The organism is Parvibaculum sp., from assembly GCF_046297875.1.
Taxonomy (GTDB): Bacteria; Pseudomonadota; Alphaproteobacteria; order Parvibaculales; family Parvibaculaceae; genus Parvibaculum.
Window position 1 is genome coordinate 1,822,592 of the sequence record NZ_JBKBHD010000001.1, and the last position, 13,532, is coordinate 1,836,123.

The following is a 13,532-nucleotide window of genomic DNA, read 5'->3' on the forward strand; positions in this document are numbered from 1 at the left end:
TCCTTTCACGGCCAGGTGGGGCAGCGGTTTGCACGCAGCACCTCGGCAAGCTCCCTTGTACCGCGCTTCAGAGCCGGTTCGGGGATGGAGGCATAGCCCATATAAAGGCCCGGAGGCCCTTCTTCCAGCCGGTAGAGCGAGAGCGGGCTCACATGAAGGCCGGCCTGCGAAGCGGCGGCGGCAAGCATGGTATCGTTTGCGCCATCGGGCAGGAAGGCCGACAGCTGAAGCCCGCCTTCGCCCGGCGCCGGACGGAGCCAGGGCGCGAGGCTGCCCTCGATCTCGGCCAGCAGGCAGGCGCGGCGCTCCGCATAGATCGCGCGCATCCGGCGGATATGGGCGCCGTAGTGGCCATCGGCCATGAAATCCGCGAGCGCCGCCTGAACCGCCGCAGGCGGTACATGGCCGGAGATGCGAATGGCCGCGGCAAAAGCGTCGACCAGGGCTTCCGGCACGATCAGATAGCCGAGCTTGATGGCGGGAAAGAGCGTCTTTGCGAAGGTGCCCATATAGATGACGGTATCCGCCTTATTGAGTCCCTGAAGCGAGGCGATGGGGCGGCCCTGATAGCGGTATTCGCTGTCGTAGTCGTCTTCGAGGATGAAAGCGCCGCATTGCCGCGCATGGTCGAGCAGGGCGAGGCGGCGGGGAAGCGACAGCGTCGCGCCGAGCGGGAACTGGTGCGACGGCGTGACATAGATGAGGCGCGGCGCGGCATGGCGGGCAATGCCCGCTGCCACATCGAGGCCCTCCGCATCGACAGGCACCGGAATGAGATTTGCTCCCGCGCCCGCCAGCGCGCCGCGCGCGCCAAGATAGCCGGGATCTTCCAGCCAGACCGGATCGCCCGGATCGAGCAGCATCCGAGCGGCGAGATCGAGTGCGCCCTGCGCGCCCACCGTCACGATCACCTGATCCTTCGTGCAGGTGACGCCGCGCGCCGCGCCCGCATAGGCCGCGATCGCCTCGCGCAGCGTTTCGACGCCGGTTCCCGTCTCATAACCGAAAAGGGCGGTCCGCGTGTCGCGCGAATGGCGGGCAAGAAGGCGGCTCCAGAGCATGGCCGGAAATTCGTCAATGGCAGGCAGACCGTGCTGGAACGGCTTACCGATGCCGCGTGCATAGCCGGGCGTCAGGCGCCGCGTGGCCGAGAGGGCCTGGCCGCGCTTCGAAAGCTGGCGGCTGTTGGCGTTGGCAGGCTTCGGCTTCACGCTTTGTGCCTGGCGGTCGAGCTGCAGCAGGCTGTCGGGCAGCGTTGCGGCGACAACCGTGCCAGCGCCCACTTGTCCTTCGAGATAGCCCTCCGCCGTCAACTGGTCGTAGGCGGCAAGCACCGTGTTGCGGCCGACGCCGAGTTCTGTGGCGAGGAGGCGCGAGGAGGGGAGCCGCGCGCCGGGGCCGAGGCGGCCTTCAAGGATCGCCTCGCGCAGCGCGTCATAGAGCTGGCGGTAGAGGGGCGAGGCGGCATCCGCGTCGAGTGCGATGGTGCCGAGCGGCAGGGGCGTGGCGGGCATGGGCAAGTCCTCAATTCAATATGGCTCTATCATATTTCCATGAATGGACCTTCTGGTAGGGCCAATCTGGGCAAATAGTCCGGGCCGCACAGACCGGAGAACGCCGCCCATGCTCGAAATGAAACCAGCCTGCGAGAAATGCGACGCACCGACGCCCAAGGACGGCGCGGCCGAAATCTGCAGCTTCGAATGCACCTTCTGTCCGCCTTGCGCCGGGGCGATGGACCATCGCTGCCCGAATTGCGGAGGCGAGCTTCTGGCCCGGCCGAAGCGGACGATCGACATCTAGGAATGCCATCATGAGCGACTACCCCACATCGAAGCCCTATCGCGTAAAGCAGGTCGCGAAGCGCGCGGCCTATGACCGCGAGACGGTTCACGCCATTCTCGACGCGGGCTATCTCGCGCATATCGGTTTCGCGACCGAGGCGGGGCCCGTCGCGTTGCCCATGTTCTATGTGCGGGACGGGGAGAGCGTGCTGTTCCACGGCTCGCGCAAGGCGCGTTTCATGCGTGTGCTCGCGGCAGGCGCGCCGATGTGTTTCACGGTTACGCATGTGGACGGGCTTGTCCTGGCGCGCTCGGCCTTTCACCACTCCATGAACTATCGCTCAGTGATGGCGCATGGGAGTGCCGAGGCACTATCCGGCGCCGAAAAGGACCGCGCCATGGCGCTGTTCACGGCGCGGGTGCGGGAAGGCCGTCCGGGCGGCGAGCGGCCCGCCAACAAGCAGGAAGCGAAGGCGACGGAAGTGCTGCGCCTGCCGCTCATCGAGGTAGCGGCAAAGGTCCGGACGGGCGGCCCCATCGACGATGCGGAAGACATGGACCTTCCCGTCTGGGCGGGCGTCGTTCCGATGCAGATGACATTCGGCGAGCCGGTGCGCGACATCGCGGCGGTTCCGGCGGAGTGATGAACATGCACAGCATCGTGATCGGCGTGATCTTCGTCCTGACCGGGCTTCTGAACGCTTACCCGGCCATCGGCATGTTCGGGCCGCGGCAGCTTCGCGGGCTTTACGGGCTCGATTTTTCGGAACCGAATCTCCTCACCCTGATGCAGCACCGGGCGGTAATGCTGGGGCTGATCGGGCTTTTCCTGATCGCCGCCGCCTTCCGCCGGGAGCTGCAGCCCGCCGCTTTCGTGCTCGGCTTTGCCAGCATGCTCTCCTTCGTGGTCTTTGCCCGGCTGCAGGGCGACCCGAACCCCCTCATCGCCCGGGTGGCAGTGGCTGATATTGCCGGGTCGGCGCTGCTTTTCGTTGCGCTCGTGCTTTATTGGCTGCGGGCCTGAGGAAATCGGCGCCGGGGCCGGGGAAGCCTGTTGCGCGGGCAAACGGGCGGGCTTAGGTTGCGCCCGTTCATTCAATCGCCCAACCCCGGAGATGTCACATGGGCTTTATTTCGGACGCGCTCAACCGCATTCAGCCGTCGGCCACGATTGCCGCCACGCAGAAAGCGCGCGACCTGAAAGCCCTGGGCCGCGACGTGATTTCGCTTGCGGCCGGCGAGCCCGACTTCGACACGCCCGACAACATCAAGGAAGCGGCCATCAAGGCGATCCGCGAGGGCAAGACGAAGTATACCGCCGTCGACGGAATCCCGGAGCTGAAGGCAGCGATCTGCGCCAAGTTCAAGCGCGAGAACGGGCTCGACTATCAGCCGAACCAGGCCTTCGTGGCGCCGGGCGGCAAGCCGATCATCTTCAATGCCATGATTGCGACGATCAATCCGGGCGACGAGGTGCTCATTCCCGCGCCCTACTGGGTGTCCTATCCCGACATTGTGGAGCTTGCTGGCGGCACGCCGGTCGCACTCGAAACCAAGCTTGAGGACGGATTCAAGCTGCAGCCCGAAGTGCTCGACAAGGCGATCACGAAGAAGACCAAGTGGTTCATCTTCAACTCGCCCTCGAACCCTTCCGGTGCGGCCTATACGGCTGCCGAACTGAAGAAGCTCACCGATGTGCTGATGAAGCACAGCCATGTCTGGATCCTGTCGGACGACATGTATGAGCACCTCACCTATGACGGCTTCAAGTTTGCCACGCCGGCGGAGGTGGAGCCAGGTCTCTACGAACGCACGCTCACCATGAACGGCGTCTCGAAGGCCTATGCCATGACCGGCTGGCGTATCGGCTATTGCGCGGGCCCGGCGCCGCTCATCCAGGCGATGACTAAAGTGCAGAGCCAGTCGACGTCCAACCCGACCTCGATCAGCCAGTGGGCTGCCGTCGAGGCGCTGAACGGGCCGCAGGATTTCATTGCGGAGCGGGCGGCGGCCTTCAAGGAACGGCGCGACCTCGTCGTCTCCATGCTCAACCAGGCGAAGGGGCTGAAATGCCCGACGCCGGAAGGCGCCTTCTATGTCTATCCGTCCTGCGAGGGCTGTATCGGCAAGAAGACGACGACGGGCAAGGTTATCGAAACGGACGAGGATTTCGCGCTCGCGCTGCTTGAGGCGGAAGGCATTTCGGTGGTGCATGGTGCGGCCTTCGGCCTCTCGCCCTTCTTCCGCATCTCCTATGCGACGTCCACGGAAGAACTCACCGACGCCTGCGAACGCATCCAGCGCTTCTGCGCTAGCCTGCTCTGAAGCACGGCGCTTCCAAATGAAAAGGCCCCGCAATGCGGGGCCTTTTTGTTGGGGTGGATCTTGCCCCGTCATGTGGTCAATATGGACCGGATTTTGAGGGGGAAGCATGTTCGACAATCTAAGAGCCCGCGGTTTCCAGATCGAATTTCATTCCCATGCCTGGGCCATTCTGTCGGTGGACTTCCCGGAGGCGATGAAAGAATTGAGCGTGGCGCTGCAAGGCCTCACTATTCCCATTGACGAGATCATTCGATCGGGCGGCGGCGAAGCCAAGGGTACACAGCGGCTGCGCAGGACGCTGAGTGAGCTTGGCTGGAAGAAGGCCAATTTCGAGATCAGGAAGACAATCAACAAAGTAGAGCGGGAGTCGATCAGCCATGAGATCGATCATGTTCGCTACTTTCCGGATGGTAAGGCGGTGGCGTTGGAGATTGAGTGGAACAACAAGGATCCGTTCTTCGACCGCGATCTGGAGAACTTCAAACGGCTGCACGCCGAAGGCGCAATATCTGTCGGTGCGATTGTGACGCGCGGTGCATCGCTTCAGGACAGAATGAAGGAATTTGTTGCTCGATATGCGGGCCTCAATCGAGTGGAGTCATTTGAGGATCTGAGACGGCTCGGTCTCAACCCTACCAACAGGCAGGAAGAGTCGGTTCTGCGCCGCGTCGACCGCGATAAGAACCCGGTGACATTCCGGGATGCCTGGGCCGATCAATTTGTTTCGGACAAATTCGGTGCAGCCACCACACATTGGCGCAAGCTTGAAGATCGCGTCCATCGCGGCGTTGGAAATCCGTGTCCGCTTTTGCTGATCGGATTGCCGGATACGATCGTTGCGTTCGACTAGATCGTGTGCGGCATTCAATCTGCAGCGATACGGTGCGCCTGCGAGTGGTGCGCATAGGTTTTCCACGTCGGTGCATAATCATCCGCTGCTTGATTACCCCATAGTGCCCAGTTGGGGCGCGTCCCTCTGGCAAAAAGCTCCAGATAGGGTCCGTGGGAACAGGACTCGATCAGGTCGTATTGTTCGTCGGGTTTGCGGCTGTGTTCGCGTTTGCGGGTTGCCATATAGTTGACCTGACGGCGCCCGGCTTCGCGTGTCCTTGCGTTCTTTCCGCGCACGCCGAAGAGCAGCAGTTCGGTCACATTGCGGAAGTAGAATCCGACGCCACGGCCATCGCTGCCGCCATCTTTCCGAATCTTGTGCCAGACGATGTTCGATTTGTAGTTGAAGCCCCACGCGGCCATCACGGCGAGACCATCCGGAAGCAGCGCGTTCGGCACCCAGAGATAGAGATGGGCGGTCGGTGCGGCGATGTCAGACACAGGCAGCAAAGAAATTTCGGGGACCGTCAGGGTGCCATAGCGGCTAAGGCGCTTGTGTTCCGGCGCGACCTTTCCTGTGCGGTTCTGAAACTGCCACGGCGGGTCGGCGAGAATGGTTGCGAACTTCTGATCGCCAACGAATGTCAGCAGATCTTCTCCTGCGGACGCCATCAATGTGCCTTTCCAGAAGTTCTTATTTTGTACCGGATATCAACATAGATGTGGGATGACGTAAAGCGCCATCCCACACCTTGTTGTGGATAAAGATCATACCTGATAGCCGAGCGCCGTCAGGTGCTGGCGAAGCGCGGAGATGCGTGTCTGGTCCGAGGGGTGGGTGGACATGAATTCGGGCGGCGGCGCCCCGCCGCTGCGCTGCGCCGACATGTTCTGCCAGAAGCGGAGCGACTGGCGCGGATCGTAGCCCGACTTGTGCATATAGGTGACGCCGAGCCGGTCGGCCTCCAACTCATGGGTGCGGGAATAGGGCAGCAGGATACCGAACTGCACGCCCGCGCCGAGAATGGCCGCGATCTGGCTTGCACCGCTCACATCACCCGATTGCAGGCCGATTTGGGCTGCCTGCATCGCCGTGCCGGCGGCTACCTGCTGGCTGTAGCGCTCGGCCGAATGGCGCGCGGCAACATGCGCAATTTCGTGGCCGAGCACGGTGGCGAGCTGGTCGTCATTTTCCATGCGCTTGAAAATGCCTTCATAGAAGCCGACCTTGCCGCCCGGCAGCACGAAGGCATTGGCCTCATTGCCCTGAAAGACGGTGTACTCCCAGGGCTGGTTCTGCAGCCCTGCCGCCTGCACCAGTTTCGGTCCGACCGTATTCAGCCTGCGATTTAATGTCTGGTTCGTGGAAACTTTTTTCTGCTGGCGGATTTGATTCCATGCGGAGGCGGAAAGCTGCGTCATCTGCGCCTCGGAAACGAGCAGCAACTGCTGCCGGCCGAGCTGCTGGTTCTGTACGCATCCGCCAAGCGCGACGATATAGCCCGCTGCAAGGCCCTTCACGAGCTGACGCCGGTTCATTTCGATGGGCTTGCTATCGAGAAATTCGATGAGAGTGGTCATCCCGGTCTCCACTTGGCTGAGGGCACGAGTGCCAGTCTAGGACAGCAATGCGGCAACGGTAAGTGCGGCGGTTCGGGGCTGCATGCAAGCTATTAGAATAATTCTAATTTATCTTGCATTTTGTTGATTATGGGCTATATATTGTCTCGAACCTAAAAAGGAGGTGTACCGTGAAAGTCGATACAGGCATCGCAGCGAATGACAGGAATGAAATTGCCGAAGGGCTCGCGCGTGTGCTCGCAGACACGTACACGCTGTATCTGAAGACCCACAATTACCACTGGAACGTAACCGGACCGCAGTTCCGCTCGCTGCATCTCATGTTCGAGGAGCAGTATCGCGAGCTCTGGGCCGCGACGGACCTGATTGCGGAGCGCATCCGCGCACTTGGCCAGTTCGCGCCGGGCACCTATGCCGAATATGGCAAGCTGACCTCCATCCAGGAGGACAACAGCGTGCCGAGTGCCGAGCAGATGGTGAAGAATCTCGTGAAAGGCCATGAGCAGGTCGTGAAGACCGCGCGCGATCTCTTCAAGGTTGCGTCCGGCGCCGCTGACGAGGTGACGGCGGACCTCATGGTCCAGCGCATGGATGCGAGCGAGAAGACGGCATGGATGCTCCGCAGCTCGGTGGAATGATCCGGTAACCTGCTGTCACAAGATTTGAAGATGAAAGCGCCATGTCCGCGGCTATAAGCGGGCATGGCGTTTTCCTTTTCCCCCTCCCTCATTATATTCGACTGCGACGGCGTGCTGGTCGACACCGAGCCGGTGGCGAACCGGCTGCTGGCGCCCGCGATGTCATTCATGAGCTGAAGACGCGCGGGCGTCCCTATTGCGTGGCATCGTCCGGCAAGTTCGAGAAGATGCGTTTCACGCTCGGCATGACGGGGCTCTTGCCGCTGGTGGAGGATGTTCTGTTCAGCGCGGAAGAAGTGCGCGCCGGCAAGCCCGCGCCCGACCTCTTCCTCCATGCGGCATCGCGTATGGGGCATGAGCCGTCCCGCTGCCCCGTGATCGAGGACAGTGTGCCCGGTGTGCAGGCGGCGGTGGCGGCGGGAATGCCGGTCATCGGCTATGCAGGCGATCCGCTGACCGATGCGGCGGCTCTCGAAAACGAAGGCGCCCATGTCATTTCGGAGATGGGCGCCCTGATCGATCTTCTGGAGCTTGGCTAGCTGCGGCTGAAGCCTTCGCCGGTCATCAGCCAATGGGCGCATTGCTCGCCGAGCTTCTCACGCGCCAGCGCCTCGTAGTGGGCGCTTTCCTCCGCACTCAGAATGTCGCGCCAGCGGCCATTCGTACCCTTGTTGATGAAGGTCGTGGCGCCGCCATCCCATAGCGCGCCGCCAAGGGGTGCGCTCTTGTCGGCATGGGATTTCATGTAGTCGAATGTGCAATGTTCGACGATCGCGGGGAAGCGCGCCTCGTCGATCCCGATTTCGAGAAAGGCGGCAAGGCGGCGGATTTCGCCTGCAAGGTCGCGCTTCATGTTCTCGAAATGCATGAAGTGGATATTCGGCAGATGCCGGATCGCCCACCAGCTCGAAACATTTTCCCAGAAGGGCCAGAAGGGATAGCCGTCGCGCGCGATCCATTCGTTGAAATAGCTGCGCACGTCTGTCGTGACGCGCTCCATCTTGGGGCCAACGAGCCCCGGCGTTTCGTTCAGGGCTTCGTAGAAGGCATCGTTCGCATTGACGTGGTGATTGTACATCGACCAGAGTACGTCGCGCCCGTCGCGGCCGATATAGATGTAGTGGGCCTTGGGCGAATAGACGAGCGCGTCGACCGGCAGATGCGTTTTCATGAAGCGGCGATGCGTCTGCGCTTCCAGTGCCTCGAGTTTCACTTCCGCAGGCGGCACGCGCAGGTCGAGCCAGGGCGAAAGCTCATTCACCGGCACGTCCTCGGCGCCGTTGAAGATCAGCTGACCGGCAATCTGCTGCGTCCAGGTCGTGCCGGCCTTGCCATAGGTCGAGATCACGATGTCACCATCCCGGAACCTGAACCGGTTCCAGACGGTCGACTCGAAATGATTGCTGTGCAGCTCGCGCGTCTTTTGCGGCCAGACACTGTCAGGTGTCGTCATGTTCCCTGCGCCCCCATGCCCCCGTGAACGGAGGGGAGGTTAGCGCCTGCATGGGCGGGGGAGAAGCGCAAAAGAAAACCGCCCGGAGAGCATCCGGGCGGTTTGTCTCAAATTCCAAGGGAAAGTGCGGTGGCGTTTACTCCGCCGCTTCGGCGTGCGCCTCTTGTGCGGCGAGCCAGCGTTCGGCTTCGAGCGCGGCCTGGCAGCCCATGCCCGCCGCCGTGACGGCCTGACGATAGACATCGTCAGTCACGTCGCCTGCCGCAAAGACGCCGGGGATGTTGGTACGCGGCGTGCCGGGCGCGGTTTTCAGGTAGCCGCCCTCCTTCATGTCGAGCTGACCGATGAAAAGCTCCGTCGCGGGTGCATGGCCGATGGCAACGAAAACGCCATGCGCGGGAATCTCGCGCGTCTCGCCGGTCTTGAGGTTCTTCACCTTCGCGCCGGTGACGCTGCGCGGATCGTCCGTGCCCACGATTTCCTCGACCGTCGAATCCCAGATCACCTCGATCTTCGGATTCTTGAAGAGGCGCTCCTGCATGATCTTTTCGGCGCGGAAGCTGTCGCGGCGGTGGATCACCGTCACCTTGGAGGCGAAGTTCGTGAGGAACAATGCTTCCTCGACGGCGGTATTGCCGCCGCCGATCAGCAGCACTTCCTTGCCGCGATAGAAGAAGCCGTCGCAGGTGGCGCAGGCCGAAACGCCGAAGCCCTGGAAATGCTGTTCGGAAGGAAGGCCGAGCCACTTCGCCTGTGCGCCTGTCGCGATGATGAGCGCGTCGGCGGTGTAAAGCGTGCCGCTGTCGCCCTTTAGTTCGAAGGGACGCTTCTTCAGATCGGCGGAGACGATCGTGTCGGCCACCATCTCGGTGCCCATGTGGCGCGCCTGCGCTTCCATCTGCTCCATCAGCCAGGGGCCCTGAATGGCCTCGGCGAAGCCCGGATAATTCTCGACATCGGTGGTGATGGTGAGCTGGCCGCCGGGCTGGATGCCCTGGATGAGAACGGGCTCGAGCATGGCGCGCGCAGCATAGATCGCCGCCGTATAGCCGGCCGCGCCGGCGCCGATGATGAGGACTTTTGCATGCTTGCTGTCGGACATGGTGCTTCTTTGCGTTTGGCCCGCAACGGGCGGAACGGGAAGGGCAGGAAGGCGGGCCCGCCGGTCAACCCACTATATAGGGACCGGCGGGCGCCGCCAAAAGGCTCAGAGCGCCTCGGCGTGGGCGCCGAGATACTTCGCGACGCCGGCGGCGTCGGCCTTCATGCCTTCCTCGCCCTTCTGCCAGCCGGCCGGGCAGACTTCGCCATGCTCTTCATGGAACTGCAGCGCATCCACCATGCGCAGCGCCTCGTCGGCATTGCGGCCGAGCGGAAGGTCGTTCACGAGCTGATGGCGGACGACGCCGTCGCGGTCGATCAGGAAGGTGCCGCGCAGCGCCACGCCGTCCTTCTCGATCAGCACGTCATAGTCGCGCGCGATCTGCTTCGTCATGTCGGCCACCATCGGGAACTTCACCGGGCCGAGGCCGCCATCCCTCGGCGCCGTGTTGCGCCAGGCGGCATGGGTGAACTGGCTGTCGACCGAGACGGCGACGACCTTCACATTCATCGCCTCGAATTTCGGCACGCGGTTCGAATAGGCGAGGATTTCCGACGGGCAGACGAAGGTGAAGTCGAGCGGGTAGAAGAAGACAAGGCCGTAGGCGCCGTTGAGATAGGCGCGGAGGTTGAAATCCTCGACGATATCGCCATCCGGCATGACGGCGGCGGCGGTGAAATCGGGAGCCTGTTTGCCAACGAGAACGGCCATGAAAATACTCCTTTGAAACGGGTGAGAAAGCCGGGAAGGGAGAATTCGGCTTTCCCGCTAACTAGACCCGTTCTAAGGAACATTCAAGGTTTTTTGCTGCACTGCGACAATAAAACACGGCGGATTTCTGCGGGAAAATCAGGCGGTGGGAGGATTGGCGGCACGGGGAGTGGGATGAATCTCGTAACCGTAACGGCAAAGCACTCCCGCGGTCTAGCGGGCTTCTTCGGGCTCAAAAGAAAGAAGCTCGCCGGGTTGACAGGCGAGAACGGAGCAGATTGCTGCCAAAGTCTGAAAGCGCATACCTTTCACCTTGCCGGTTCGTAAAAGCGACAGGTTGGCTTCCGTAATACCGACCTCGCGCGCGAGATCGCGAGCAGTGACACGACGCTCGACGAGCATGCGGTCGAGATGGATGGCAATGGTGCCGTGACGGGTGGTCGTATCATCTCGTTCCTTGGGCATGGCGACTCCTCAAACGAACTGGCGCTGTTCATCTTCGATCTTCCGCGCTTCTTCCATTACCCAAGAGACTACAATCAGCGCGAATCCGAGCAAAAGAAGGCCGACATTTACTGTGCCGATGGAAATCGTCACGAAGCGCTCCCCCGGCGGATTACCGAAAGTCACCAGCGGCGTCACCATCGCGCCGTAGAGGGTTTGCGCAATACATCCGAATAAAGCCGCGAAACCGAGGTGGCGGAAACTTGCTACTGTCACGGGCGAGAAATAGTTACCGTCGGCATAGGAACGGAAGAGACTCGCCAGTGCGAGCAGTCCCCAGATCATCGCCGATGCGGGAATCATGCCGATGACAAACCCGCCTGCGCGAACGGGGAGAGTCAGATTGTCCTGTCCGACTTTGCCAATGACTTCCGCGGGAAGCCAGTCAGAAGTAGGAGTGACCATAATCCAGAAGCTGGCATTGCCAGCCACCACCAGAAGGGTGCATGCAAGGCAAATGCAGCGCAGCCAGAGACTGGTCACGCGGATACGGTGATGCGCTGCCTCTATATCGAGGGCAAGTGAGGAAGTCTTTGGCATGATGGGGCTCCAGTGATGTGACACCGGAACTCTACACAAAAATTATCGTAAAACAATAATTATTTATTGTTTAACAATAATTTCAAAACCCGAACATATGGTCCAGGCAGAAGCTCTTGTCGCCGTTGACGAGGCCGTGGAAGCCGAAGAGGCGGCAGGTTGTGTCGCGGATGATGACATAGCCCGCGCCGCCCATGCGTTCGCGGTCTTCCATGCTGAACATTTCCGACAGGCGCCAGTGGAAGGAGCCGCCGCAGGCGATTTCCACCTTCGTTTCGGCGATGGGCTGGCCTTCCGCATTATGCAGGATGAGAAGCGTCGAGCTTTTCGGGTGCCATTCCGTCGAGGCCGGATAGATCAGGTGGCAGAGCGTATCCATCGCGCCGTCTTCGAGCGCGGGCCCCGCGATGCGCAGGAAGAGGCGCGTCGTCAGCCCCGGCGGCTTGTTGGTATAGCTCTGCGGCTCGTCCTTGTAGATCACCGCCGTGTTGTAGATATGCGCGCCGAAAATCGTCTCGGCGCGGTGGCCGCTCGATTTCTGCTCGAAGCGGCCAAGCGCGTGGAGCCAGCCATTCGCCTCGCCGCCATTGCGGAAGTCGTAGAGAAATTCGACATGGCCATAGCCTGAAGGAAGCTTCAGCGCCTCTTCCTTCATCCATTTCTCGATATCGACCTCCACGCTTTCGCGGCGCGGAATGCGGCCGAGATATTTGGTGGCGACCACGGTGCCGTTCGCGTCGATCATTTCGGCGCGCAGCGGCATTTCATGTTCGTCGCGCGCCATCGGCGTCGGCAGCATCACGGTTTCGAACTTGTCGCGCGGCAGGATGGGCAGCGGCATGATGTAGCCCTTGCCCATATGTTTTTCGAGGTTCGGAATTTCCGGGTTCGGCTTCAGGTCGGTGCGCTCGACATTCGCATGGGCGAGGCGGCGCTGGCCGTTGCCGCGGATCACCTCGTAGCGCGGACGCACGAAATAGCGGCCTGCGACGATCTCGATCTGGTCCGGCCATTTCGCATCCGGCAGCAGGCTTTCCACGGGGATGCCGCGCGTGCCGAAGGGCGGGATCTCATCCTCGTACCAGGCGACGTCCTGCGCGCCCATGATGTTGAGGCCGACGGTGCGCGGCGGAATGGGCATCGGGTGCGAGTTCTGCACGAAGAGCGTCACGCGCTCATCCGCGTCGCCTGCCGGCATACCGGCATAGTAGTCCGCCGGCCAGGCATTGGCATCATGGCTGCAGGACAGCGCGAGCCCGTTCTCGCCATACATGTCGAGCGCATATTTCACCACGTCATGGCCCTTGATGCGCACGGCATGGATGAAAAGCGAGCCGGTGAAATCGTCGAGGCCGAAGCGGTTGCGCACTTCCGCGCTGTCGATGATGAAGGGCGCACCGGGCGCGGGCATGGTCTCGCGCCATTCGGCGAGCTGGTTTCCCTTCTCGTCGAAGAGGCAGAGCCAGAGTTCCGGCTTGTCGGCGCCGTGCAGGCCCCAGTAATTCGCGCTGGCGACGCGCGTGTGGATGCCGTCATGGCCGTTCGCACCCTTCCTTTCGCGCATCAGCGCGAAATTGGTCGCGAAGTTCATCGGGTCGAGATAGTTCGCCTTGTTGGTCAGCATGTCGTCGGGCAGGCGGATGTCGTCGAGCGTCGCCACGCGCGCGCCTTCCGGAAACACATGCTGGATCGAGGGGAGCGTCTTGCCCGCATCGAAGGTGAGGACGAGAACCGCCTTCGCACCCGATGCCTTCATCGCGCTGACGGGCTTTGCCTCATGGCCGAGAAAGGCGGAGCCGAGGTCTTCGATGCGTTGCACGAAGTAACCGGCGATGTCGAGGCGGGCGAGATTGTAATAGGCGTGGAAGTTGCCGATCGTGCCGGAAGGATCGTAGACCGCGACGGGGCCGGCCTTTGCCAGATCGGCGATCAGCGCCTCGCCCTTCGGCGCGGTCAGCGGATGGCCGAGCGCCTTGAAAAGCGTCGCGCCGCCTGCATTGTTGCCGGGGCGCCAGCCATGCGAAAGATCGGCATTCTTGAAGGTCTCGATCTGCAGCGTCATC

At 61.8% G+C, this 13,532-nt stretch carries 16 protein-coding genes; 7 read left to right on the forward strand and 9 right to left on the reverse strand.

Annotated features, from left to right (window positions below):
* Window positions 1-5: 5 nt before the first annotated feature.
* A complete protein-coding gene (locus tag ACK4FH_RS08945; RefSeq protein ID WP_409812816.1) occupies window positions 6-1,514 on the reverse strand; it encodes a PLP-dependent aminotransferase family protein in 1,509 nt (502 codons plus the stop codon).
* Window positions 1,515-1,623: 109 nt separating this feature from the next.
* On the opposite strand from ACK4FH_RS08945, the gene ACK4FH_RS08950 reads away from it, so the two are divergent.
* The 5 genes from ACK4FH_RS08950 (at window position 1,624) to ACK4FH_RS08970 (ending at window position 4,959) form a co-directional block, all read left to right on the forward strand.
* Window positions 1,624-1,803: a DUF1272 domain-containing protein gene (locus ACK4FH_RS08950; RefSeq protein WP_409812818.1), complete on the forward strand. Its 180-nt coding sequence runs from the start codon at window positions 1,624-1,626 to the stop codon at window positions 1,801-1,803.
* 10 nt (window positions 1,804-1,813) lie between these two features.
* Entirely contained in the window at window positions 1,814-2,428 is a 615-nt protein-coding gene (locus tag ACK4FH_RS08955) for a pyridoxamine 5'-phosphate oxidase family protein (RefSeq protein WP_409812820.1), read from the forward strand.
* Window positions 2,428-2,808 (forward strand): hypothetical protein, encoded by a 381-nt coding sequence (locus tag ACK4FH_RS08960; protein ID WP_409812822.1) that lies wholly within the window; start codon window positions 2,428-2,430, stop codon window positions 2,806-2,808. The genes ACK4FH_RS08955 and ACK4FH_RS08960 overlap by 1 nt, the downstream gene beginning before the upstream one ends.
* A gap of 98 nt (window positions 2,809-2,906) precedes the next feature.
* Window positions 2,907-4,109 (forward strand): pyridoxal phosphate-dependent aminotransferase, encoded by a 1,203-nt coding sequence (locus tag ACK4FH_RS08965; RefSeq protein ID WP_409812823.1) that lies wholly within the window; start codon window positions 2,907-2,909, stop codon window positions 4,107-4,109.
* A 106-nt stretch (window positions 4,110-4,215) separates the two neighbouring features.
* On the forward strand, window positions 4,216-4,959 hold the full coding sequence (locus ACK4FH_RS08970; RefSeq protein WP_409812824.1) for a BglII/BstYI family type II restriction endonuclease: 744 nt from the start codon (window positions 4,216-4,218) through the stop codon (window positions 4,957-4,959).
* 14 nt (window positions 4,960-4,973) lie between these two features.
* Here ACK4FH_RS08970 and ACK4FH_RS08975 read toward each other — a convergent pair whose 3' ends face one another.
* Together ACK4FH_RS08975 and ACK4FH_RS08980 are read right to left on the reverse strand one after the other, a co-directional pair.
* Entirely contained in the window at window positions 4,974-5,612 is a 639-nt protein-coding gene (locus ACK4FH_RS08975; protein WP_409812825.1) for an MT-A70 family methyltransferase, read from the reverse strand.
* A gap of 96 nt (window positions 5,613-5,708) precedes the next feature.
* Window positions 5,709-6,521, reverse strand: a complete 813-nt coding sequence (locus tag ACK4FH_RS08980; RefSeq protein ID WP_409812827.1) for a M48 family metallopeptidase — start codon at window positions 6,519-6,521, stop codon at window positions 5,709-5,711.
* Between the two features lie 170 nt (window positions 6,522-6,691).
* On the opposite strand from ACK4FH_RS08980, the gene ACK4FH_RS08985 reads away from it, so the two are divergent.
* Window positions 6,692-7,159 (forward strand): Dps family protein, encoded by a 468-nt coding sequence (locus tag ACK4FH_RS08985; RefSeq protein ID WP_409812828.1) that lies wholly within the window; start codon window positions 6,692-6,694, stop codon window positions 7,157-7,159.
* A gap of 41 nt (window positions 7,160-7,200) precedes the next feature.
* Complete coding sequence (locus ACK4FH_RS08990; protein ID WP_409812829.1) at window positions 7,201-7,698, forward strand: HAD family hydrolase; 498 nt, start codon at window positions 7,201-7,203, stop codon at window positions 7,696-7,698.
* Here the strand turns inward: ACK4FH_RS08990 and ACK4FH_RS08995 are convergent.
* From ACK4FH_RS08995 to ACK4FH_RS09020, 6 genes are all read right to left on the reverse strand, one after another.
* Window positions 7,695-8,612, reverse strand: a complete 918-nt coding sequence (locus ACK4FH_RS08995) for a sulfotransferase domain-containing protein (protein ID WP_409812831.1) — start codon at window positions 8,610-8,612, stop codon at window positions 7,695-7,697. The two genes, ACK4FH_RS08990 and ACK4FH_RS08995, sit on opposite strands and share 4 nt — an antisense overlap.
* 136 nt (window positions 8,613-8,748) lie before the next feature.
* Entirely contained in the window at window positions 8,749-9,714 is a 966-nt protein-coding gene (trxB, locus tag ACK4FH_RS09000) for a thioredoxin-disulfide reductase (RefSeq protein WP_409812833.1), read from the reverse strand.
* A 105-nt stretch (window positions 9,715-9,819) separates the two neighbouring features.
* The gene (locus ACK4FH_RS09005; RefSeq protein ID WP_409812835.1) at window positions 9,820-10,425 is read right to left on the reverse strand and encodes a peroxiredoxin; all 606 of its coding nucleotides are present in this window, start codon (window positions 10,423-10,425) and stop codon (window positions 9,820-9,822) included.
* 213 nt (window positions 10,426-10,638) lie between these two features.
* Window positions 10,639-10,890, reverse strand: a complete 252-nt coding sequence (locus tag ACK4FH_RS09010) for a helix-turn-helix domain-containing protein (RefSeq protein ID WP_409812837.1) — start codon at window positions 10,888-10,890, stop codon at window positions 10,639-10,641.
* 9 nt (window positions 10,891-10,899) lie between these two features.
* The gene (locus ACK4FH_RS09015) at window positions 10,900-11,469 is read right to left on the reverse strand and encodes a DUF2975 domain-containing protein (protein WP_409812839.1); all 570 of its coding nucleotides are present in this window, start codon (window positions 11,467-11,469) and stop codon (window positions 10,900-10,902) included.
* An 82-nt stretch (window positions 11,470-11,551) separates the two neighbouring features.
* Window positions 11,552-13,531, reverse strand: a complete 1,980-nt coding sequence (locus ACK4FH_RS09020) for a hypothetical protein (protein WP_409812840.1) — start codon at window positions 13,529-13,531, stop codon at window positions 11,552-11,554.
* Between the last annotated feature and the right edge of the window lies 1 nt (window position 13,532).

What these genes read in the sequence shown, in the direction of transcription:
- ACK4FH_RS08945 (WP_409812816.1), bottom strand. Translation starts at nt 1,514, where the DNA reads ATGCCCGCCACGCCCCTGCCGCTCGGCACCATCGCACTCGACGCGGAT.
- ACK4FH_RS08950 (WP_409812818.1), top strand. Translation starts at nt 1,624, where the DNA reads ATGCTCGAAATGAAACCAGCCTGCGAGAAATGCGACGCACCGACGCCC.
- ACK4FH_RS08995 (WP_409812831.1), bottom strand. Translation starts at nt 8,612, where the DNA reads ATGACGACACCTGACAGTGTCTGGCCGCAAAAGACGCGCGAGCTGCAC.
- ACK4FH_RS08965 (WP_409812823.1), top strand. Translation starts at nt 2,907, where the DNA reads ATGGGCTTTATTTCGGACGCGCTCAACCGCATTCAGCCGTCGGCCACG.
- ACK4FH_RS08955 (WP_409812820.1), top strand. Translation starts at nt 1,814, where the DNA reads ATGAGCGACTACCCCACATCGAAGCCCTATCGCGTAAAGCAGGTCGCG.
- trxB (WP_409812833.1), bottom strand. Translation starts at nt 9,714, where the DNA reads ATGTCCGACAGCAAGCATGCAAAAGTCCTCATCATCGGCGCCGGCGCG.
- ACK4FH_RS09020 (WP_409812840.1), bottom strand. Translation starts at nt 13,531, where the DNA reads ATGACGCTGCAGATCGAGACCTTCAAGAATGCCGATCTTTCGCATGGC.
- ACK4FH_RS08980 (WP_409812827.1), bottom strand. Translation starts at nt 6,521, where the DNA reads ATGACCACTCTCATCGAATTTCTCGATAGCAAGCCCATCGAAATGAAC.
- ACK4FH_RS09005 (WP_409812835.1), bottom strand. Translation starts at nt 10,425, where the DNA reads ATGGCCGTTCTCGTTGGCAAACAGGCTCCCGATTTCACCGCCGCCGCC.
- ACK4FH_RS08960 (WP_409812822.1), top strand. Translation starts at nt 2,428, where the DNA reads ATGAACATGCACAGCATCGTGATCGGCGTGATCTTCGTCCTGACCGGG.
- ACK4FH_RS08990 (WP_409812829.1), top strand. Translation starts at nt 7,201, where the DNA reads ATGTCCGCGGCTATAAGCGGGCATGGCGTTTTCCTTTTCCCCCTCCCT.
- ACK4FH_RS08975 (WP_409812825.1), bottom strand. Translation starts at nt 5,612, where the DNA reads ATGGCGTCCGCAGGAGAAGATCTGCTGACATTCGTTGGCGATCAGAAG.
- ACK4FH_RS09015 (WP_409812839.1), bottom strand. Translation starts at nt 11,469, where the DNA reads ATGCCAAAGACTTCCTCACTTGCCCTCGATATAGAGGCAGCGCATCAC.
- ACK4FH_RS08970 (WP_409812824.1), top strand. Translation starts at nt 4,216, where the DNA reads ATGTTCGACAATCTAAGAGCCCGCGGTTTCCAGATCGAATTTCATTCC.
- ACK4FH_RS09010 (WP_409812837.1), bottom strand. Translation starts at nt 10,890, where the DNA reads ATGCCCAAGGAACGAGATGATACGACCACCCGTCACGGCACCATTGCC.